The sequence below is a fragment of the Pseudobdellovibrio exovorus JSS genome, assembly GCF_000348725.1.
Classification (GTDB): Bacteria; Bdellovibrionota; Bdellovibrionia; order Bdellovibrionales; family Bdellovibrionaceae; genus Pseudobdellovibrio; species Pseudobdellovibrio exovorus.
Map to the genome: position 1 here is coordinate 144,785 of NC_020813.1, position 22,156 is coordinate 166,940.

Here is a 22,156-nt window from a genome sequence, read left to right on the forward strand (position 1 = left end):
GATTTTTTAAGGGGGCGAAGGTGAAAACAATAATTTTAGCTTTAGGACTGTTTGGCCAGTTTGCATTGGCTCAAACATCCACTATTCCGCGACCTACAATGCCGACTTATGCACAGTGTGCTCCACGTGATTCCAGTTGTGAGGCTTCTAATCGTGCATTACGTGATAATTACAATAATGAAGTCCGTGGTTATAATGAGGCTGTTCGGTTACAAAATGAAGAGCTTCGTCAGTTACAAGCTAACCAAGCAACAACAGATGCTCAGGCAACAGCGGATGCTCAGGTTTTAAATAGCCAATCGACGCGTGCGAACTTACAAGCCGCTGTTGAAACAAATAAAAAGGGCAGTAAAATATACGATACAGCAGCCGAGATTTGTAAACTCACGTCGGCAGCATTTATGGGAGCGTTCATCGCTTCGTGTGCTGGTGCGGGAGCTACATGTAATAAAGGTTTTTTACATAAGTCATTAGCTTTTGCGGCCTTTTCTGTTTTAGCAAAATCGCAATCTAAGAGTCATAAATCATCAGCCCATGCTGCATGTAATTCATCGAATCAGGTTTCAACAGTACAAGAAAATTGCGATGCGCTATTAGCTAATAATACTGGAACATCAACTGGTGGTACTACAAATACGGGAATCGTATGGCCGCAAGGGACGACAGAAGTGTTGCCTTTATTGCCTGACGGAACTTGTACGGGAACGGCTGAACAGTGCCAAACAATCGTGGATAATTTGCCTCCGGGAACAAACTTACGTGATGTGGCCACAGGTCTTTCGGGCTTTGCGAACAATGGTCGTAGCCCATTCACTGTGGACCCCAACACGGGCGTGGTGACAATGAAAGATGGTAAAAAAATCGATCCATCTGTTTTTGGTGACTCTAAAAAAATGGGATCTGCCTTAGGAATGTCTCCGATGGAAGCTCAAGCGCTTTTATCAGACCTGAACAGCAAAACTGGAGGCTTAAGCGGTAATGTGGCTGGAACAGGTGCCGGTAAAGATGGATCTGCGAAAAACTCTGGGATTTCTTCGGGATCAAGCATTGGCGGTAGCGGAACACAAACTATCGGTGTTCAATCACAGGGCCGTAACGGAGACTTAACAGATGCAGAAGGTACAGATGTGGCAGGTTCAGGTAAAGGTGATGGACTTGATGGTGATAAAGCCAATCGCAGTTATGCTTCAGCCGAAGGTCTTGTTAAAGACTTCAACGGAGAAATGATCGGTGTTGCTGGCGATGATATTTTTAAAATGATGAATCGCCGATACAATCTAAAGGCCACACAAGATTCTTTTATTGGACCCTAACTAGAATAAGCGTCATACTTTAATGTATGGCGCGCAATACATCGAACAAATTAAAAGTTATTGGAATTATGAACGGCACCAGTATAGATGGTGCCGATTTTGTTTTGGTTGAGGTCAACAAGAAAGACCTGACCTGTCGTCATTTACAAACGCAGAGCTTTAACTTTCCAAAAAATCTAAAACTAAATTTGATCAAAGCAGCCCAACATAAAATGCTCGTGGATGAGTTAGCACTGCTTCATCATGATCTCGGTCGTTATTATGCAAACTGTTTTAAAAAATTAAAAGGCGCTTTTAAGCAAGCTTCTTTGATTGGACTTCACGGGCAAACTGTTTTTCATAAAGGACAAATCGCAACCTTACAGATCGGGGAGCCCAGTTATTTAGCCGAGGTTTCCGGCGCCAGTGTGGTTTCGGATTTTCGTTCTGCTGATTTAGCATTAGGTGGGCATGGTGCACCCATTGCTACTTTTTTTCATCAAATTAACTTTGGAAGAAAAGGTAAAACTATCAGTGTGCATAACTTAGGTGGCATTAGTAATTTATCTTTAATACAGGACAGAAAACTTAAATTTGGATTTGATACTGGGCCAGCCAATATGCTGATGGACATGGCTGTTCGTGTGCACACAGCGGGAAAAGAAAGTTTTGATCGTAATGGCTCCCTTGCGAAAAAAGGCAAAAGCAATTCTGCCTTAGTAAAGCAGATGATGAAACATCGCTACTTTTCTAAAAAACCGCCAAAAAGCTGTGGGCGTGAAGAGTTCGGTGAAATTTTTTATTCTCAATATCAAAGACAACTACATGAAATGAGTGTTGAAGATCGCCTAGCAACAGTGGCCGATATGGTGGCGCAAAGTATTGCTGTGGCCTACAAGAAGTTCTGCCCAGTTATGCCTGAAGAAATTATATTCGCAGGCGGCGGAGCAAAAAATAAATTTCTATTACAAAAAATATCAGAATATTTGCCGCAGGTTAAAATCAGCACAACAGAAGATTATAATTGGCCACTTCAAAGTATTGAAGGAGCTGCTTTTGCTTGTCTGGCTGCTGCTAAGTATTGGGATAGACCATCTAATATTCCACAAAGTACTGGTGCTAAACGCGCAACAAGCTTAGGAAAAATAACTCAAGTTTAAGTGCTCGTGTTCAAAAAGAACAGAGTTTTGAATGAGTGGAAGTGATTTCAACAAATGAGGATCGCTGCTTTTTGAGATCACATTATAACCTTCAAGTTTATCCACAGAAATATCCACGGATTTAGAAACTAAAGATACACCGTCTTTATTTTGAATTAAGTCAGAGGGGTCATATTGATTGATGAAATCTAAAGTGTGGTCATCTAAATTTTGTAAAACAGTTTTAGTCGCTTCAAAAAAATCAAAAGCATTGCCTGTTTCGTACCAATTGCAGCTCAGTTCAAAAGCTTCAACACGTTCGCTACCAAGGTGCTGAATGAGGATATCGTAGAAAATATTGCTTTCTTGGGATTCTGATATCCAATTCAAAGCGCGTCGGTTTAAAAATAACATGCCGATGTAATGCCATGGTTGCAAGCTAGTGTCGGTAGGTCGGTCCTTGCCAATGTGGCGAACAGAGGCTCCTTCGCACCATATCGCTCCGAACTTTTTTCCAGCTTCTGGGTGTTTCATCACAATCAACGTCGCCAAATTTTTATTTTTCGTGTGCTGTTGGTAGGCTTTACTTAAAAAATCATGATCTTCCGTAAAAAAAACCTCATCGGCATTGCTCAGCAGAATCGTTTCATCATCTGAAAATAGGCGAGAAGCTTTTTTTAAGCCTCCAGCACTGCCAAGAATTAAGGGATGTTCATCGGAAAACTGAATGCCGTTGAAGTAGGGTTGATTTTGATAAAGGGCATGGATCTTCTGAGGCAGGTGGAATGTATTGACCACTAAGTTCTGTAAAGAGCTTTCTGATTTTAAAGAATTCAGAAAGCGAAATTGGTAAAGTCCTAAGGGTATATTCAGAAAAGGAACACAGGGTTTCGGATACTTTAAAGTCAGAGGTCTAAGACGGGTTCCCAGTCCGGCGGCAAGGAAAAGAGCATTCATGGCAGGGTCTCGTAATTTTTTTCTAAAGCTCCAGCATCTAATAAAATGTTGTTCAGGACACTGTGTTGCGGAAAATGTGTTAAAGATTTCATTACACGCTTCAGAGTTGGCGTTAAGTATTTTAAATAACGTCTATCTTGTCGTGTATTCATAAAGCTGGCAAAACTTCCACAGGCTTTAAAACATCTTTGCAATGATTGAAGCTCGTAGATTTGAAAGAAGCGCTCTTCACTGAAATTTTTCTGCTGACGAATATTTGAGTTCTGAAGGTAATAATCCATTAACTTTTCGGCAAAGGAATCACTCATATCCACGTAGGAATCTTTAAATAAACTGACGAGGTCATATTGTGCTGGTCCTAAGCGGGCATCTTGAAAATCAATAATGATCACTTTATCCCGTTTAATCATCACATTACGTGAATGGAAGTCGCGATGACAAATCACTGTGGGCTCGTTAGCTAAAGTCGTACAGAAATCTTGAAAAGAATTTTGCAATTCAGTGGCTACAGATTCTGAAAGGTTCAGCTTAAGTAATCCTAGAAGTAAATGCTCTTTGGCGTAGTTCATTTCCCAAAGGAACTTTTCAACATCGAATCGCGAAACAGAAGCACTTGATTTAAGACTGGAGTTGCTGGCTCTATCATGGATTTTAATAAGCTCATTCAGTGTCTTGATGTAAAAACCTTCAGAAGCTTCTTGTTGCGAGCTCTCCCAGAATTTTCTTTCTAACGTAAGATCGCCAAGGTCTTCTAAAAGAAGCACACCAAGTGATTCGCCAATGGCGACCACTTCTGGAACTTGTACTTCGCAACTGGCAAAATGGCGTTGGACACTAATGAACGGATAGGTTTCAGCTTGGAAGGGCTCCCAGCACATCAGAACCCATGTTTTTTCGCCTTCAATCACACGATAGTAGCGGCGGGCTGAGGCATCCCCAGCCAATTGGATAACTGAAAAATCAGAACTTTGAATTTGTTTTGAAAGCCAAGCGCGTATGTCGGCCGAAATAATAACTTCCGTCATCTAAATATGCTGTCATTATTCAGGCCTAAACGCAAGAAAGGGACAATTACGTCATAGTAGAGTCTAGATCGAAGAACAAAAGTTCTAAGATTTCTTCACTTGTCTGCTGAGACAATGGCACGCGGTCAATATCGAAGTAAAAACCCATCAAGTCTTTTTTAAGACCTTCAGACCAATTCTTCTGACCGATAGCTTCCATAGTTAAGTTTGAGCCCACTAAAATCAATGGTCCATCGCCAGCGGCAGTGTCCATGTAAGCATGTAAGAGCTCCAGAGTTTTTCCAGAAAGACGTTCGATATCGTCAATGTAGATCGTGATATCTGTCAAAGACGAGAAGTCTTCTTTGCTAGCTAAAGAAGCGGCAATATCATCTAAGTGAACAAACAGATTTCTTTCTGTCATTTCGTGGATTTTTAAAGCCACTTTATTGCGGTTTAACTCTGTATGAGATTTAAGTAAAATCACCTGAGACAATGTTTTTCGTGTCGACTTTTCAGAGCTGTAAAGAGCAATGATTTCATCGCCATCATCAACTAAAGATAAAGTATGAGACTTCGCTTTGACGATGTTCTCTTCTTGTTTCTTTAATTGCATATTGTAAAGCTTAGGTTCGATGAGGAATTTAACTAGGTCTGTGATCTCAGATTTTTGTTGTTGGTCTAAAACAGAACCGCGGGAAACAATGATGTCTCCTAAGTTATAGTCTTTTAATTTCAAAGGGATGACCAGATCATCGCCAATAGAATAAAATCCAGTTTTGTTTTCAGCATCCTGAGCACTGATAAGTTTAATTGCACGATAAGACAGGCTTTTGCCGTACTTTTCTTTGATCAAAGAGTTGGCTTTGATCCACCCCGCATCAGTCATTAAATCATTCATTTCTACCCCGCCTTTTACGTTCCGTTTGAGTATTAGAGTTTCAGCTAAAAAAACTAATATACAAACTGCGTGCCGACTGTTTCAAAATGGGATTTTGGCAGGATTTTCGGTCTACAGCGGCCTTAAGAATGAACTATAACTATCTGATTTTATGTGTAAAAATAGAAACTTATATTTAGGAAATGTCAAAAGAGTATACAAATAAAAACGCCTTCAAGAAAGTCTCTTGAAGGCGTGAAGTCTTAGACATGACTGTAAGAATTATCTAGCGATCTTGCGTTTATCCAAGCCGTATTTATCGACTTTCATAATTAAACCCGCGCGGCTGATGCCCAATTCTTTGGCCAATTTAGACTTGTTCCAACCTGTGCGGCGCAAGCCCTCTTTGATCATTTCGCGCTCTAGATCTTCCAAAGCATCTTTTAGTTTACCATGAAGGCGAGACCCCTGAACTTTGTTCTTTTCGCCCAACTCAAGGATTTTCGGAGACAAGATTTCGTGTCCGATTTTACTTTCGTCGCCAGTCAAAACACATAATCTTTCGATTTCATTTTGAAGCTCACGCACGTTACCTGGCCATGGATAATCATAAAGTTTTTCAACTGTACGACCCATTAATTGTTTTTTCGGTTTACCGCTCTGTTCAGCTACTTTTGTAAGGAAGTGCTCTACTAGAACAGGGATATCTTCTTTACGTTCACGTAAAGGTGGAACGCGGATATTGATCACGTTTAAGCGGTAGTACAAGTCTTCACGGAATGTGCCTTGTTCAACCATTTCACGTAAGTTTTTATTTGTTGCCGCCACGATACGGACGTCAACTTTTCTCATCTCGGTAGAACCTACCGGAGTGAAAGTACCTTCTTGTAAAACACGAAGTAACTTAACTTGCATTTGCGGAGATGTATCCCCGATCTCATCCAAGAAGAAAGTTCCTTTATCTGCCACTTCAAAAAGACCTTTTTTATCTTTTAAAGCACCAGTGAAGGCTCCTTTAACGTGACCGAATAACTCTGATTCCAATAAGTTGTCATTGAAAGCCGAACAGTTTTGGATCACAAAGTTTTTATCTTTGCGGTGCGAGTTGTAGTGGATTGATTTTGCAATCAACTCTTTACCCGTACCGTTTTCACCTTGAATCATAACAGTTGAGTCAGCAAATTTGATTTTATCTAATAGGGCGTACAGCGACTGCATTGGTTTAGATTTACCGATCATGTTGTCGTAACGGAAGCGGTTGCCCAGCTCTTTGTTTAACTCAGTGATACGGTCTTCACGGCTTGAGATCTCAACGTGTAATGTTACGATCTCTTGGGCTACTAGTTCAACAAGCTCACAGAAGTGTTGTTTGTTAGCTTGGTCAACATACTGGAATTTTCCTAGTGATTTTTCAATCACATCATGCGAGCAGCCAAAAGCAGCTAGACGCTCACGAACTTCAGCAATTCTTTGTGCCGTAGCTTGGTCATTGAAGAAACCTGTTGCGACAACAGTTCCAACATAATCGTTTTCAATAACGATAGGGAAAACACAAACATCAAAACCCAAGGCATCCCATTTTTTGAAGATGTGTGGGTGATGAGAATGATGTAATTCATTAACAGCAGAAGCGACAAGCTCAGCTAAGCTAGCTTTAACCGCATCTTTTTTAATAAGAAAGTTAACTGCTGGATTAACGAAGTCGTGCTTATCGTTATCTAAACCTTTTAAGTGACCGCGCTCGTCTGTGAAAACGATGTCGATACTCCACCAAGAGTGTAGAATGTGTTTTAATTTTTTGATGACGTGAATGTGTTCAAAGTCATTCCAATTGATCATGAGGCGAACTCCTTTTGTAATATAGAACTAAAAATAGTCTTAATATCGTCAAAGAAGTTATCGTCAATTTTGTGTACAGACTTGAGGAGTTGTCTGAAATATTATAGACAGTTTTGGATAGTGTCTCAGAATGAAACACTATCGCATCTGCATCTCGAATAGCTTTGAGTACTCGCCTTTTTTGCTTAATAATTCGCTGTGCGTTCCCTGTTCAACAATTTTACCTTTATTCAACACTAGAATCAGATCGGCATTTTGAACTGTTGAAAGGCGGTGGGCGATCACGAATGTGGTACGACCTTTCATCAGCGTTTCAAGGCCCCGTTGAACCTGTTCTTCACTGATAGAATCTAAGGCGCTTGTGGCTTCATCCAGAATCAAGATAGGTGAATCCTTATAGAAAGCGCGAGCGATCCCCACACGCTGCTTTTCACCACCAGACAGTAAGTTCCCACGTTCACCTGTTTGCGTGTTGTATTGCAGCGGCAGACGGGAAATAAAATCATGGGCATGGGCCGCCTTTGCGGCCCGTTCGACGCCTTCGTGATCTGGGCCGTCTTTTTCAGCCAAGATGTTGTTTTCAATAGTGTCCGAAAATAAGAAAACGTCCTGTGAAACTAATCCGATATTATGTCTTAACGCTGATAATTGAATGTCACGGATATTGCGGTCTCCGATTAAGATTTCACCTTTTTGTGGGTCGTAGAAGCGCGCTAATAAGTTAGCCAGGGTGGATTTACCACTACCGCTTTCTCCGACAAAGGCGACGACTTGGCCTTTGCGAATCGTCAGATTGAAATCCTGTAAAAGTTTTTCTTCACCATAAGAAAAGTGCACATTTTTATACTGAATCGTTTGCCAGTTTTCAGGAAATGGGATCGGGTTTTGCGCCTCTTCCACTTCGCTGTCTTCGTCTAACATACTAAAAACACGGGCCGCCGCCACGCGTGTTTCTTGAATACGAACATAGGCCTCTTGGAATTTTTTAATAGGTTCATTCACTTGCAATAAAGCTGTGATGAAACCAATTAGAGTTCCAGCAGTAGCTAACCCTAAAGAAATTTTTTGCGAGAAGTAGAAAACGACACCCAAAATTAAAAAGGTCGCAATAAACTCGGTGATCGGACCCATAGATTCAATCAGTGCATGGACCTTGCGGCGCATGTAGATGAAGTCGCCACCTTGTTGTTTTAAGCGGGTTTCCATTCGCTTTTCTAGATTGAAAGCTTGAATTGTACGAACGCCATCAAGAGACTCTTTAATGGTCGCCGTAATTTTTTCAAGCTGTTCGATGCCGAAAATCGAGTATTTGCGAATGCCTCTAGAGATTTTCTTTAAAAATATAGCCAATAGCGGAGTGACAAATAAAATATAAATAGTTAGCTGTGCATCTAAGACAAACAAGTTGCGAATAAGAAAAATAAAAACCAAAGGAGCACTGAAAAGGTCCGCAAAAAGACGTAACCCATCATGTACAATGCGGATATCATTCATTGTACGACTGATCAGACCGCCCGAGCCCGCAGCATAGTTATTATGAAACTTTAAATTCAATTTCATAAATTTAGTTTGTAATTTTTGGCGCAGAGCTTGGGACACTTTTTCTGCGGCCATATTCATAAGAAAGATATGGAAATAGCGGCTAACACCAATACCGAAAGCTAAGGCCACACCGACCCAAGCCATACTACGCAATTTATCAGGATTAGAAGCCGCATCGATCATCTGTTGAATAAAAAGGGCGATATAACCTTTACAAGCGGCTCCGGTAATACCTGTGATGGCAACAATAATTAAATACTTTTTAAAGGCAAAAAGCTCTTTTAAGACGGACTTCAACTCACTTGGCATTTGTTTTTCCTATATATTTCTTAAGATATTGTCCGGTTAGGCTTTTCTTGCTCGCCATGACTTTTTCTACATTTCCCGCGACGACAACTTGTCCGCCACCGCGTCCGGCTTCAGGTCCCATATCAATGATGTAGTCAGCACTTTTGATCACATCTAAATTGTGTTCAACCACAATAACTGATCCGCCCGCTTCGATTAATTTATGTAAGACCTTCATCAGTAACTCCACTTCGCGGAAGTGAAGTCCTGTTGTGGGCTCATCTAAAATATACAAAGTGGCTTTCTGTGAAACTTGTGAAAGCTCTTTGGCGATTTTTAATCTTTGGGATTCTCCGCCACTGAGTGAGTTGGCGGGTTGTCCTAGAGTTAAATAATCTAAGCCGACCTCTTTTAAAACAGACAAAGGCTTGCGCACATTCGGATGGGCCACAAAAAAGTTCATGGCTTCGGCAACAGTCATAGAAAGAATCTGATGAATGTTTTTGTTGTTAAACTGAACCTCTAAAATTTCTGGTCGATATTTTTTACCATCGCAAACATCACAGGGAATAATGACGTTATCCATGAACTGCATATCGATCTCTTCAAAGCCGGTCCCTTTACAAGCGGGGCAGCGACCACCATCCACATTTAAACTGAATGTCCCTGCAGTATAGCCACGCTGTTGCGATTCGGGTGTACTAGCCATTAAATTACGAATGGCATCGAAAGCTTTTAGATACGTGATCGGTGAACTCCGCGCTGACTTTCCAATCGGGGATTGGTCAATCAGTAGAACGTTCTTGATGTTTTCAGTGCCTAGAAGTTTTTTATATTCTTGTACCGGTTCGTATTCTAAATCCAGCTGACGAGCCAAAGCGGGATAAAGAGTTTTGCTTACTAGCGTCGATTTGCCAGAGCCACTGACGCCGCTGACAACGACAAGACGATTAAGAGGAAACTCGACATCAATGTTTTTTAAGTTGTGACCTTTGCATCCTGTTAGCTCTAATTTGTAGCGATAGTTTTCTAGCTCGACAGGACGGCTGATACGTAAAGCCGCATTCTGTTTTGGCTTTAAATAGGGAACAGTAACAGAATCTTTAGAATCGTAAAAAGATTCTGTCGCCCCTGAATAGATCACCTGACCACCGAGGTAGCCAGAACCGGGGCCCATTTCAATAATGTTCTCTGAATTACGAATAACATCGTGATCATGTTCGACGATGACTAAGGTATTCCCAAGATCTTTTAAGTCTTTCAGAATCGAGATCAAGCGATCATTGTCCCGTGGATGTAAACCCACAGTGGGCTCATCCAAAACGTACAGGGCTTGAGATAAGCCCATTCCTAATTGGTTAGCTAAAACAAGGCGCTGGTATTCACCGCCAGATAAGGTGCGTGTTTCACGATCTAAGGAAAGATAGTTAACTCCGACACGCATTAAAAAATTCAAACGGGCACGGATTTGTTTAAGAACTTCCCCAGCCACTTCGGTTTGATAATCATTTAAAGTGAGTTTTTCAAAGAAGTGATAAAGATCTTCAATGGTCTTTGAAGTCAGTTGGCCGATATTGTGTTTATCAATTAAGATTGTCTGCACTTCATGGCGTAGGCGTGAGCCATGGCAATCTGTACACTGTTTGGGACTGCGATAGCGCGCGATAAAAACGCGCACATGCATTTTGTATTTTAATTCTTCTAGATATTCAAAAAGCCCTTTGACGCCGAAGAAATCTTTATTGCCGTTCCAGATCAGATCCCGATGGGGTTTCGACAGATCTTTCCATGGCTTCGTTAAAGGGATTTTTTGCTTTTTACAATAGGCGATCAGGGCGCGTTTGTCCTGTTCAGCGCTCGGCATGGTAAAGGGATTTAAAGCTCCCTCTGCAATGGATAAATTCGGATTAGGAATAACTTTGGCTTCATCCAGTTCTAAGATATTTCCAAAACCTTTACAGGTCGGGCACGCTCCCATTGGGGAATTAAAAGAAAAGAGCTTAGAGGTAATAGGCGGAGGTGACCATCCGCAAATAGAACAGGAAGGTTCTTCACTGAGCTTTAAGGCTTGCCCCTCTGTTGTGACCACGAGGGCTTTGCGAATGTTGACACCCACAGAGTATTTTAAGCTGGCTTCGTAAGCCTGAGTGATGGAATCGGTCAGGCGACCTTTTTCATCTTCAGTGAAAGCCATGCGATCAATCACTAGGTAAAACGTATCTGCGGGAATACCTTTTTTAATTTGTGCCGGAGTGCCGAGGTCGATCATTTCGCCAACTTCGTAAGTGGCAGCACCGCTTGCGGCATCAGATTTTTTCTTTGGCTTTGTTTCTGTAACAGTTGTGATGCGTAGGTAGCCCTCTTGTAAAAGTAGGGCGTGAAGTTTCTTGCCTTCTAAGACACGTTTGCCTTTAGGAACTTCAACCAAGATATATCCACGTTTATCAGTAAACTGTTTTAAAACTAAATCAGTGGCTTCGGTTGTCGACGTTTTACCTGCAGGGATATGATGATCAGGGCAGTAGGCCACTCCGATTTTTTCAAAGAGCAGACGCAAATAATCAATCAGTTCTGTTGTGGTTCCAACTGTTGAGCGGCTGGATTTAACAGTATTTTTTTGCTCAATCGAAATAGCTGGTGGGATATTTTCAATGCCTTCAATATCTGGCTTTGGAGCTTTATTCAAAAACTGACGGGCATAGTTCGACATACTTTCGATGAAGCGGCGTTGGCCTTCAGCGAATAGAGTTTCAAAAGCCAACGAGCTTTTGCCTGATCCCGAAGGACCGCAAATAACAGTCAGTTGGCCGAGGGGAATATTCACTTCGACATTTTTTAAATTATTTTGTTTGATTCCCCAAACGTGTATGTTTTTGCTCATTCACCTATTCATCCATGTCCTGCTTCAGCAGGTCTGTGGTTTCTTCAGAACGGCTTGTCGCAGTCGTGGGTTCAGTGCCTTCTACAAAGGCTTGGTTGATAACACGCTTGCTTGCCGAGTTCGCCAGCTTACCAGTTTCTGCATCGATTTTCACGACTTTAACATGTTCTGGCATAGGGAATGACGTAACAGGTAAATTCTTATGGGCCACTTTCATATAGTCTAACCAGATAGGCAGCGCTGCGCGTCCGCCGACCTCTGATCGGCCAATAGTTCTTTCTTTATCGAAACCAACCCATACGCCTGTGGCTACATTGGGTGTGTAGCCAACGAACCAAGCATCAAAATAGCCGTTTGTACTTCCTGTTTTTCCGGCAACCTCACGGCCCAGTTGAGCGGCACGTCCGCCTGTACCATTAGGGTCGGTGACAGTCGCTTTTAGCATATCCGTAATCACATAAGCTACTTCTGGTTTAATCAACTGTTCGGGATTATCAAAGTAGAAATCAGATTCAGTTGTACGTGAACCTTCAAGGTAAGCTTTGCGTTTCGTTTCAAAGGCCTCTTCAATTTTACGAGTTTCCTCTGCAAAGCGAACATCAAGGTCTAATTTGTCTAATAGAGTTTTACCTGTGCGATCGATGACTTTTTTAATCATCAGCGGGCGAGTTCTTAAACCATTGCGGCCAAACTGCGAAAACACTTTGGTCATCTCATAAAGTGTTAACGAGCTAGATCCTAAAACCAATGTGAAATCCTGATTGAGTTTTGAAAATACACCTAGGCGTTGTGAAAACTCAGTGGCATAAGGCACGCCGATATCTTCCATGATTTTCACAGAGGGAATATTCAGCGATCGCGCCAGAGCGTTTCGCATGGTGATTTCACCATTGAAATCGCGCGAGTGATTTGAAGGTTTCCAAACACGTGCATCTTGTTGGCCTTCGTCTCCGCCAGATTGTCGGTAGGCAATAGGGGCATCGATTAACGGCGTTGACGGATTATATCCCTTATTCAAAGCGGCAGCAAAGACGATAGCTTTAAAGGAAGACCCTGTTTGTCTAGCGGCTTGTAAAGCGCGATTGAATTCGTTACGAGCAAAACTGTAGCCGCCAACTAAAGCCAAGACCTCTTGGGTCTCTTGATCAATAGAAAGCAGAGATCCTTCAACTTGAGGCTCTTGATCCAATTCAAGATTCAAGTGGCGTGCGGCATCAGGGCGTGTGACATTCTTACGAGTCGTGCTTTTCTTCCAATCCATTTTTTCCGAGACGATTTTAACTAGAACGACGTCGCCTTTTTTTACAGCTTGAGATGGATTTTTAATTTGATCTTGTTCGGGACGTTTTTCGAAGTTAGGTTTACGGGCCCACATCATGGTTTCAAAGTCGATATAACCTTTTGTCTCGGGCAACTGCACTTCTACATAGCCGATGCCATCATTCACTTCTGTGACAACACCTTCATAGCTAGAGCCAACTTTTAAGAAAGAGGGAAGTTTATCTGTTTCGGCCTGTTCACGTGGATTTGCATTCGCTGTGGCCTTCGCGCCACGGCGAGGATGCCATTCGATTTCGGCAAAAGTTCCATCGGGTAAAATGATACGCTCGGGATTGGATTCGGTGATCAGACGTGTTTTTTGTTTTTGTAGAAACTCTTCAACTTCATCCGCTTCTAATGTCTGCAATGGTCCGCGGAAACCCTGACGCTTATCCAAATCTTTTAGCCCATCAACAACAGCTTGATTGGCTGCTTTTTGTTTTTCTAAATCTAAGCCTGTGTAAATACGAATACCTTGATCTAGAAGAACATTTTCACCCAACTGTTTTACTAAAAGCTGACGAATAGTTTCTAAATAAAACGGAGCAAAACTTTCGTAATCTTCTTTCAGATAGACTTTCACTGGCTGCTTAATTGTCGCTTCGGCTTCCTCACGCGAGATGTGCCCGACATCAGCCATACGATTTAACACATAGATTTGTCTTTCCTTCGCTCGTGAAGGGTTGCGATCTGGTGAAAATCTGGATGGGGCAGGATGAAGACCAGCCAGAATAGCTGCTTCAGCTAATGACAGTTGCTTTACATTTTTTCTAAAATAGGTTTGTGCTGCCATTTCGATGCCGTAAGCACTTTGACCGAAGTAAATTTGATTCAAGTAAAGATAAAGAATTTCTTCTTTACTTAGATTTTTTTCCATCTGAATGGCAAGAAGGATATCTTTGATTTTACGTGTATAAGTTCTTTCGTTCGAGAGGAACAAAGTTTTTGCAACCTGTTGTGTGATGGTTGAACCACCCTGTACTTTTTGTCCCGCACGCATGTTCACAATCGCAGCCCGCATTAGACCCATGTAGTTGATACCGCTGTGATTAAAGAATTGATCATCTTCCGCAGCTAAAAAGGCATCGACAACTATTTTAGGAATATCTTTGTAGGGAACTAAAACGCGGCGCTCGCGAAAGAACTCACCGATCTTTTTGTTATTGCGATCATAGACCTGTGAAACCAAAAGTGGCTGGTAATCTTCGATCTTAATAATTTCAGGCAGACTTTTATTGATTGATGAATAAACCAAGTAGACAGTTAAAACAGATAAAACAATTAGAGCCCCAACACCGATGAGAATCTTTTTCAGCATAATTCCCCGCTTCAGATTAAAAATATCCTAAAGAAAATCAGGGTTTATACTAACATCAATCATAGAACGAGACACCCTTTGCCTGCACATGGCTCGACAAAGGTAGTAGGTGTTTTCGGCGCTATTTTGACTGGAAATCTTAAAGGGAAGCAAAGCCAGCTAGACCTTGCTCGCTGACAACGGCAATTGAATAATGAGGTGGTAAAAACCAAGAAATAGCTTCTAGAATTCCCTCATGTTCTGAATCTGGAGGTGTACCTAAAGACTCAAGTGAAAAACACAGGTCGTAGTGCTCTCCGTCGGTCGAGATCATCAAGACGCGCGCATCAAAAATCCCTTGATCACGGAAGAAATCTTTTAAAACTAAGCGCACATAGTCTGGCAAGTACTCAGCACTAGGTGGACCTGTTTTGATAAAGCTATTCTGATCTAATACAAATTCTTTTTCTGCTACCAGATCGTTGTATTTAATAAACAAGCCAGTTTCACGAAATGACCAGATCATTCCATAAGAAAATACATAATCAGGGTAAGGGTTGCGACGAGGATTCAATACCAGTCCGATGCCTTTGTCTGAAAGCCAGCGCAAAACTTTCTGAGCTGAATCCACTTTGTTTTCTGAACTGATCTCTTGATCGCTAGTTTCCGTAATCAAGTAAGGCCATCCGTCTGGACCTTGTTGAGGGTCTTCCGTCATGATCTTTATGTTTGCTTCAGAGAAAAGTTTAAAGAAAACTTCATCCCAGTTTTGATTGCGTTCTTCTTCTTTAACAGTCAGGTGTTCAGCTAGTGTTTTCATTAGCATTATATATTTAGGTAGTTGTTGTTTAAGTCAATCGTAATGTCCAGATCGTCTAACCAAATCGCTTACATTGTAAGGCGACAGGGGTTTTAGAATGACGCTGTGGCGTTCTTTTGTTACAAAAGAATGAAGCGAGTTAATCCATGAAAATTCTTAAACAATATCAACGTGATTTTTCTTTTTCTGCACTGACATCGGCCGTGGTTATTGCACTGGTCGGTATGGCGAGTTCAGCGATTTTAGTTTTTCAGGAGGCCGCTGCCTTTGGCGTTTCGTCACAGGAAGCCAGCTCATGGCTAGGTTCGCTCTGTGTGGGAATGGGTATTTTGACAATTCTTTTGTCTACAAAATATCGTGTTCCGGTGATGATCGCATGGTCGACTCCGGGCGCGGCTCTTCTGATTTCCAGTGCGGCCGGATTCACTTTGCCACAGGCCATCGGAGCTTTTGTCTTTTCCGCTATTCTGATGATACTGAGTGGAGCCACAGGCGTTTTTGAAAAAATCATGAACCGCGTTCCGCAAGGCCTTTCGGCGGCTTTGCTTGCAGGAGTTCTGCTCAGCTTCACCGTGAATGCGGTCACAGCTTTCAATACGCAGTCGATTTTAATTGCGGCGATGTTTGTGGCCTATGTTGTGGGAAAGAAATATTCCCCGAATTTTACCATGCTATTTGTTCTTGTGACGGGCATCAGCGTTTCTGCGGCACTGAAACTGTTGCGTTTTGAAAACCTATCGATGTCGGCTACCGAGTTTACTTGGACGTGGCCCGAGTTTTCCATTTCAGCTCTTTTGAGTATTGGGTTGCCGCTTTTTGTAGTGACGATGGCTTCGCAAAATATCACGGGTTTTGCCATCATGCGCTCGTATGGTTACTTGCCCTCGGTTTCTAAAATTCTAACCAAAACAGGAATTCTAAATTTGATCACGGCTTTTTTTGGTGGTTTTGCTGTGAATCTTGCTGCGGTGACGGCGGCTATTGCCATGAGTGCCGACTGTAATCCCAACAAAGATCGCCGTTATATGGCGGCAGTTATTTCCGGAGTCTTTTATATCATCATTGGTTTTATGGCTGGTGCGATTACCTCTGTCTTTTCGGCCTTTCCACAGGAGCTAGTGATTGCGATTGCCGGATTTGCTCTTTTCGGTACTGTCAGTGCGAGCTTACAAAAAGCTCTGTCACAAGAGGAAGGTAAAGAGGCCACTTTTATCACATTCGTGATTGCGGCTTCGGGGTTTAAATTTTTGAATATCGGCTCGGCTTTCTGGTCCCTTGTGATCGGTGGTCTTGTTCTGTATTTGATGCGCCCAAAGCCAATAGAAGCTTGATTGTGAACTTGACTGTGTAGTCTGGACTTATACAGTTATATTTATGACAAAATATCAATTGATCTATCCGATGGCGTTTTATGTGTTTTATATGTTTGCTCTAGCCGCTTTAATGTTCATGAGCCGCGTGCAGGCTTTGAAAAAAAGAGAAGTGGGATTTGGGTACTTTAAAACTTACAGTGGAAGCAACCCGCAAGAAAAAATGTTAGTGATTGGCCGTCACTATGATAACCAATTCCAAGTGCCGATACTGTTCTTGGCTACTTGTGCTGTCTTTATGGCTTTAGATCAAGCGAGCTATTTTACGCTTATTCTAGCTTGGGGATTTGTTTTAAGCCGCTTAGGACATTCGTGGATTCATCTGGGCAGCAACAATGTAAAAAACCGCGCTGCCTTTTTTGGTTTAGGATGGTTTATTATTTTAGTGATGTGGGGCCAACTGATCTGGCAAGCTCTGATGCCAGAACTTGCCTAAAATCCACAGACGTTGAGACCCTTCGCTGTTAACGGGCGGGCTTGAATACGTTCAAGCCATGCCGTGATGTTGGTGAAAGAGTTAATATCTAAAACATCCGCCGCTTGATAGTGGTTAATCAAGCAAAGCACCCAAGGAAAAGTCGCCATATCCGCAATGGTATAAGTTTCTCCGACAAGAAACGTGCGACCCTCAAGGCGTTTATTCAAAACGCCTAAAATGCGTTTACTTTCTGTTTTGTATCGTTCAACAGGATAAGGGTGATCGCATTTCTCTTTTGCATATTTAAAGAAGTGGCCAAATTGTCCGAACATAGGGCCGACTCCACCCACTTGGAAGAAAAGCCATTGCAGAGTCTCACTTTGTAATCTTGGGTCTTCGGGAAGAAACTTTCCTGATTTACGAGCTAAATAAAGTAAAATCGCACCGGATTCCATAATGGCTAATGGTTTCCCGTCATCAGATACAGGGTCCACAATGGCAGGAATTTTAGAGTTGGGATTGATCTTGATAAACTCTTCACTGAATTGTGCACCCTTCGTGATGTCGATCGTGTGTGCATCATAAGGCAGTTGCATTTCTTCTAGGGCAACTGAGACTTTTTGTCCGTTTGGCGTCGCAAATGAATAAAGCTGAATTTTTTGTGCCATAAAAACTCCTTTTTAATGTACCTATACTAAGTACATTATGAATGTACTTAGGGGTTCGTCACGAATTGACTTATCTTGTTACAAGAAAATCTGTGGTCATCATGGTTTGGCCATTGATGATCACCTCCACTTTATGAAGTCCGGCGTTGTGCTGGCGTGTGGTCATTTGGCGTAAAGAATGACGGCGGCTTATTTTATGGTCGCCTTTAGCAACTGATTTTTCTGAAATTTTGAAAACCTTCTTCGAGTAACTGCCATTTTTCTTCAAATAGTGAATGGCATATTCAAGGCGTAGTGTCTGTGGAGTTTTATTTAATATAATAAAGGAAAATTCGAAAGAAGAACCAATCGCATTTTTCTTTTTAACCACAGAGAGCTGTGCGACCTGCACATTTTTGGCTGCCGCCACACCAAAAAGTTTTAAAGCCCTTTGGTCGCCACGCTTAAGCAAAGTTCTTAAGGCATGCTTCAAAATCCAATCTGTGTGAGCACTTTGTCCAATCCATTTTTTCGCTAAGGACAGGGCTAGATCAGGATGGTCTTTAGAAATATCGTTCAGATGATTGGCGACACTTTTGCGAACATACAAAGATTCATCTGCTTTTAGCTGTTCTAAAATAGCAAGCGTCGGCGTTGGATCTTTTACAAACTCGCGGAGTTTAAATGACCAAGGTAAACGCGGACGTGAGCCCTCTGAAGACAGGCGTCGAATATGTTCATCTGAATCGCGCGACCACTTTTGCAAAACCTTCATCAGACGAACAGGGTCTTTTTCGATAAAAGGACGAATGGCAAACTCTGCTGAAGAAAAAGGAGTAAAAAATTTCAAGGCCTCAAGCGACGTGGTCACATCCTCTTGTCCGTAAACCTCAACAAAATCGGGAAAGATCAACCCAGCTAAACCGCGATGTTTGGGGGCTGCTTTTTTTAGGATATCAATTTGCTGAGGATAGGGCGCCGAGATATTACGGCCGAGCTCTGTCGAAACTAAACGGATGCGCTCTTTTAATTCCAATTTAGACAGTTGAGGCTGTACAGAGTTCAGAAATCCTTTTCCATTAAATTTCTTGCTGGCAGAGGATAAATCAGAACTCAGCGATTTTAGAAAGGACATATCAATATAGTTTTTTAATGAGCTCATGCTTTGTTGTAGCATTAAAGTTCTGCAATGCGAAGATGAAAGACGCTCCAAAAAAGTCCAGTTAGACACAGTTGTTGAAAACGCAATGAGAACAAAATCAGCAAACCTTGACGTCTGAGTGCCGACCTCGTTAACGTTTTGCTGATCACTTAAACGGAGGATTTTTATGGGCATGAAAGCCGTATTGACAGCAGTTGTTTCGTTAACTTTATTCGCTACCTCAGCACAGGCCAATATGTTGTTGAAGGATGTAGGAATCATCGGATTGATGTCCCATGATATCTTTGCTTGGGATCGTCCAAACGAAGTGAATACAGAAAATGGTCGTTTAGATTTAAGTACGATCTTTGATTATGATGGTGGAAAACTTTGGGAAAGCGGTGGAAATCCAAAGAACGCTGAAAATGCTCCTGTGTACACAGTGACAATGGATTTAGTCGATTTCTATAAAGCTCGTTTAGCCGCAGGCGATAATGCAGTTCAAGCTCGTCAAGCGACAGTTGTACGTTTCCATGCAATCGTTATAGAAAGCTACACACGTGTGATGTCAGTGACGTTACCAAACCAAATATCATCTGAGCTTCCAAACAACACAGAGCAAGCGGCTTTGCGTGCGATGCATGATATTTTACCGGGCCGTATCGAGTTATTTGATCGCATTGGCCGCAAAGAATTAGTTTTAACAAATTTCTTTACTGCGAAGACAAGATTGAATGAAAAAGAGATGAACCAACAGTTAAGAAACTTCGATGGTGACTACGATGCAGAGTACAAACGCATTGAAATTCCATTTACAGGAAAAGTGATTAACTTGATGGACATCGATCGTGAATTTATCGAAAAATTTAGTCCGTATCGTCAAAGCGAAATGCTGGCTGATTTGGCCGCAGTAGGGCGCGCAGAAAAATCAATGCAGCAAGTTCACTTTGCGTCTCACTTAACAGACTTGTTTTCTAAAGCTTTCTGTTCAAAAGGAAATGCTTGGATGCCTCAAGAGATTCCTTGCCACTAATTTAGATTCATATCAAACATAGGGGCGTTCGGATCAGCGTAGCTAAAGTAATCCTCTTCACGATCAGTAAATGGAGGAAAGCTGGCATTTGTTGGTCCTAGAACGTCCACTGTAGATCCCGAAAAGGCCAATATTCCCCGTGCGCTTCGACAATCACTGGTAACTGTTCCAATGTTGAGATTTTCCAATTTGTACGAATAGCTGTCAGATGTTCTATCGAAGTTTTCGATAAATTCAGGATACAAAATGCGAGTTCCACCTGCTGGCTCCAGCAAGAGCTTCATGTCATTCGGAGCCAAAACAGCATACAGGCCTTCTTTCGGGTAAATTCCATGGGAGCCTAACGCCACAGCGGGAACGGGGCGCTCTCCGATTTTATTAACCAGGGGCCAATTCACATAAACACGGCCTGTTTGCCATTTTTGTAAAACGCGGCCGGACTTATTCAGTTGTCCCATGGTTTGATTCGGAAGGTGGGCTCCATAAAAAACCATCAGAGGTTGTAAGCTCGTCGAGCGTAGCACCACCGTCATACTTTCGCGATCAAAGATATGAGCAGGCAAAGCATCTTTGGTTTCAGTGCCATTTTTAGAGTCGTAGGTATAGAAGAAATGATAGTTGATGTAGATTTCTTTCCAACGTGGATTTTCGAAAATCGAATAGTAAACAGTTGCATGACCATTGCCATAGCGGCGTTTCAATGCGGTATTAGCCGCACGCGAAAGACCAGATTTTAACACCGCATTCGAGTGTCCATAGAAAGGAAGAATACTTAAAAGGTCTTTGAACTTAAAGCTGATATCAAGATGAGCGGATTTAAATAAAGAAAAGAAAGAGCCACTTTTTTTCGCGACTAGACGAAACGGCTCTTCAGCCAAGGCCGGATCGGGCTCTACTTGGTTCGTTAGATACTCGAGTGAAACTGGAAAATAACGTTCATCATTATGAAAATTCACAACCGGAGCATACTTACGGGCTAATGCTTCTTTGTCAGATTCACTTAAGAAAATTTCGTTGTTGGAAATTGAAAAGACTTTCTGTGTCCAAACAGGACTGTTTTCCTTTTCAAAAATACTGAAAAGATAGGTTCCCGTTTTATGAACGGGAATGGTCAAACGTGTTTGGGCTGGTCCCACCTGACCAGTTGCAATCAACTCGTCTGCGGTATTGCGATTTTCTTTTGAGCCACGAAAGATAACTTTATATTTATATCCGCCAGCGGCGTCTCCGAAAGCTTTTTCAAAGTCTCCGAGGTCCACAGTGATTCGTTCAGCCGTATTTTCTAAAACAGTAAAAAGTGGAGGGAGTGCAGAATCTGTTGTCGGACACTGTTGCGCCTGAGCCCCTGTACTCATAAGTGCGGTTGACGTAAAGATTAAAAAAACAATAAGACGAAAACTCATCACATCAGCATCCGTTGTTATTCTGTGACGACACAGTCATAAGAAGACGCCTGTGCAAAGTCCATATAGTCTGTTTGAATCACCATAAGTCTATCGATTTCACCATACTTGATGGTGTTCGGAATTTTAACTTGTACAGTGTGAATATCCTGCACTTGAGGATTATCTAGCGTCAAAGTCAGAGTCGTATTATTCGCTTTAATACGTGTGACATTGGCCAATTTTTTCCCATCTAATAAGACTTTGTTTTGAGCCACATTGATCGTCAATTGCGAGCGATTGATATTGCATGACACCTGAGAATATCGAAGATTGGCCGCATTCACCCAACTGGCTAATCCCAATAAAGTTGTCAAAGCAACAATAAGAGTGGTCTTCATTATGGTCTCCTCGCACACGTACAGAATCTTTAGTTTCTAATAAGCAGATAGCTGACGTAGCAAATCACCCGCCAATAGATATGAGCCTCAATTCGAGTTAAAACAGATCTCAGGGGTTTATAGGTGAACTGGTTTTAGACAGGCCTTGTAAAAAGCACACCTCTTAAAGGCTTTCAATGATGGGATTCGGTTGGCAAGTCTCAATAGTTTTTGTATAATGAACGCAATCATTTTTAAGGGTTTTGCCACGTTATACGAATGTGACAAAAGGTATTGAATGGCAGGGGCGCCTTTCCAACTTCTACAAGAAGGAAGGCATCATGTCTCTTAAGGCTCTCTTTTGTGTGTTCAATAGAGCATCTAAAATCAGTAATATAAATGTTCAGGATCGAGAAAGTTCAGACGGGTTGGCTTGTCCGCAGTCTATTTGTTTGTCATTGATGCTATTTTCATCTGTTTCAGCATTGGCTGAACAAAGCCCGATTTTAAAATGGCCTTCCTATCC

The 22,156-nt window shown here is 42.0% G+C and carries 17 protein-coding genes; 5 read left to right on the forward strand and 12 right to left on the reverse strand.

Annotated features, from left to right (window positions below; genetic code table 11):
• Nucleotides 1–20 precede the first annotated feature (20 nt).
• Both A11Q_RS00730 and A11Q_RS00735 read left to right on the forward strand, forming a co-directional pair.
• On the forward strand, nt 21–1,313 hold the full coding sequence (locus A11Q_RS00730; protein ID WP_015468859.1) for a hypothetical protein: 1,293 nt from the start codon (nt 21–23) through the stop codon (nt 1,311–1,313).
• Between the two features lie 26 nt (nt 1,314–1,339).
• Nucleotides 1,340–2,452, forward strand: a complete 1,113-nt coding sequence (locus tag A11Q_RS00735) for an anhydro-N-acetylmuramic acid kinase (protein WP_015468860.1) — start codon at nt 1,340–1,342, stop codon at nt 2,450–2,452.
• On the opposite strand, the gene A11Q_RS00740 is transcribed toward A11Q_RS00735, so the two are convergent.
• The 8 genes from A11Q_RS00740 to A11Q_RS00775 form a co-directional block, all read right to left on the reverse strand.
• Nucleotides 2,429–3,388, reverse strand: coding sequence for a sugar phosphate nucleotidyltransferase (locus A11Q_RS00740; RefSeq protein WP_015468861.1), 960 nt, complete (start codon nt 3,386–3,388; stop codon nt 2,429–2,431). The two genes, A11Q_RS00735 and A11Q_RS00740, sit on opposite strands and share 24 nt — an antisense overlap.
• Nucleotides 3,385–4,413: an aminoglycoside phosphotransferase family protein gene (locus A11Q_RS00745; RefSeq protein WP_015468862.1), complete on the reverse strand. Its 1,029-nt coding sequence runs from the start codon at nt 4,411–4,413 to the stop codon at nt 3,385–3,387. Before A11Q_RS00745 ends, A11Q_RS00740 begins: the two co-directional genes overlap by 4 nt.
• Nucleotides 4,414–4,459: 46 nt before the next feature.
• Entirely contained in the window at nt 4,460–5,293 is an 834-nt protein-coding gene (locus A11Q_RS00750) for a P-loop NTPase family protein (RefSeq protein ID WP_015468863.1), read from the reverse strand.
• Between the two features lie 261 nt (nt 5,294–5,554).
• Nucleotides 5,555–7,111 (reverse strand): sigma 54-interacting transcriptional regulator, encoded by a 1,557-nt coding sequence (locus A11Q_RS00755; protein ID WP_015468864.1) that lies wholly within the window; start codon nt 7,109–7,111, stop codon nt 5,555–5,557.
• 138 nt (nt 7,112–7,249) lie between these two features.
• Entirely contained in the window at nt 7,250–8,962 is a 1,713-nt protein-coding gene (locus A11Q_RS00760; RefSeq protein ID WP_015468865.1) for an ABC transporter ATP-binding protein, read from the reverse strand.
• The gene (gene uvrA, locus A11Q_RS00765; protein WP_015468866.1) at nt 8,952–11,822 is read right to left on the reverse strand and encodes an excinuclease ABC subunit UvrA; all 2,871 of its coding nucleotides are present in this window, start codon (nt 11,820–11,822) and stop codon (nt 8,952–8,954) included. The genes A11Q_RS00760 and uvrA overlap by 11 nt, the downstream gene beginning before the upstream one ends.
• Before the next feature lie 4 nt (nt 11,823–11,826).
• Nucleotides 11,827–14,460, reverse strand: a complete 2,634-nt coding sequence (locus A11Q_RS00770) for a penicillin-binding protein 1A (RefSeq protein ID WP_015468867.1) — start codon at nt 14,458–14,460, stop codon at nt 11,827–11,829.
• A gap of 139 nt (nt 14,461–14,599) precedes the next feature.
• Nucleotides 14,600–15,259 carry a hypothetical protein gene (locus tag A11Q_RS00775; protein WP_015468868.1) on the reverse strand — a complete coding sequence of 220 codons (660 nt, stop codon included), beginning with the start codon at nt 15,257–15,259 and terminating at the stop codon, nt 14,600–14,602.
• Nucleotides 15,260–15,405: 146 nt separating this feature from the next.
• On the opposite strand from A11Q_RS00775, the gene A11Q_RS00780 reads away from it, so the two are divergent.
• Together A11Q_RS00780 and A11Q_RS13225 are read left to right on the forward strand one after the other, a co-directional pair.
• Nucleotides 15,406–16,590 carry a benzoate/H(+) symporter BenE family transporter gene (locus A11Q_RS00780; RefSeq protein ID WP_015468869.1) on the forward strand — a complete coding sequence of 395 codons (1,185 nt, stop codon included), beginning with the start codon at nt 15,406–15,408 and terminating at the stop codon, nt 16,588–16,590.
• Nucleotides 16,591–16,633: 43 nt separating this feature from the next.
• Nucleotides 16,634–17,065, forward strand: coding sequence for an MAPEG family protein (locus tag A11Q_RS13225; RefSeq protein WP_015468870.1), 432 nt, complete (start codon nt 16,634–16,636; stop codon nt 17,063–17,065).
• On the opposite strand, the gene A11Q_RS00790 is transcribed toward A11Q_RS13225, so the two are convergent.
• Together A11Q_RS00790 and A11Q_RS00795 are read right to left on the reverse strand one after the other, a co-directional pair.
• Complete coding sequence (locus A11Q_RS00790) at nt 17,062–17,715, reverse strand: glutathione binding-like protein (RefSeq protein WP_015468871.1); 654 nt, start codon at nt 17,713–17,715, stop codon at nt 17,062–17,064. The genes A11Q_RS13225 and A11Q_RS00790 overlap by 4 nt on opposite strands.
• Nucleotides 17,716–17,785: 70 nt before the next feature.
• Nucleotides 17,786–18,856, reverse strand: coding sequence for a DNA alkylation repair protein (locus tag A11Q_RS00795; RefSeq protein ID WP_041575374.1), 1,071 nt, complete (start codon nt 18,854–18,856; stop codon nt 17,786–17,788).
• A 172-nt stretch (nt 18,857–19,028) separates the two neighbouring features.
• Here A11Q_RS00795 and A11Q_RS00800 point away from each other — a divergent pair, with 172 nt between their 5' ends.
• Nucleotides 19,029–19,868 (forward strand): hypothetical protein, encoded by an 840-nt coding sequence (locus tag A11Q_RS00800; protein ID WP_158320342.1) that lies wholly within the window; start codon nt 19,029–19,031, stop codon nt 19,866–19,868.
• Here the strand turns inward: A11Q_RS00800 and A11Q_RS00805 are convergent.
• Complete coding sequence (locus A11Q_RS00805) at nt 19,865–21,271, reverse strand: hypothetical protein (RefSeq protein WP_015468874.1); 1,407 nt, start codon at nt 21,269–21,271, stop codon at nt 19,865–19,867. The genes A11Q_RS00800 and A11Q_RS00805 overlap by 4 nt on opposite strands.
• 17 nt (nt 21,272–21,288) lie before the next feature.
• On the reverse strand, nt 21,289–21,651 hold the full coding sequence (locus tag A11Q_RS00810; RefSeq protein ID WP_015468875.1) for a hypothetical protein: 363 nt from the start codon (nt 21,649–21,651) through the stop codon (nt 21,289–21,291).
• Nucleotides 21,652–22,156: the final 505 nt, after the last annotated feature.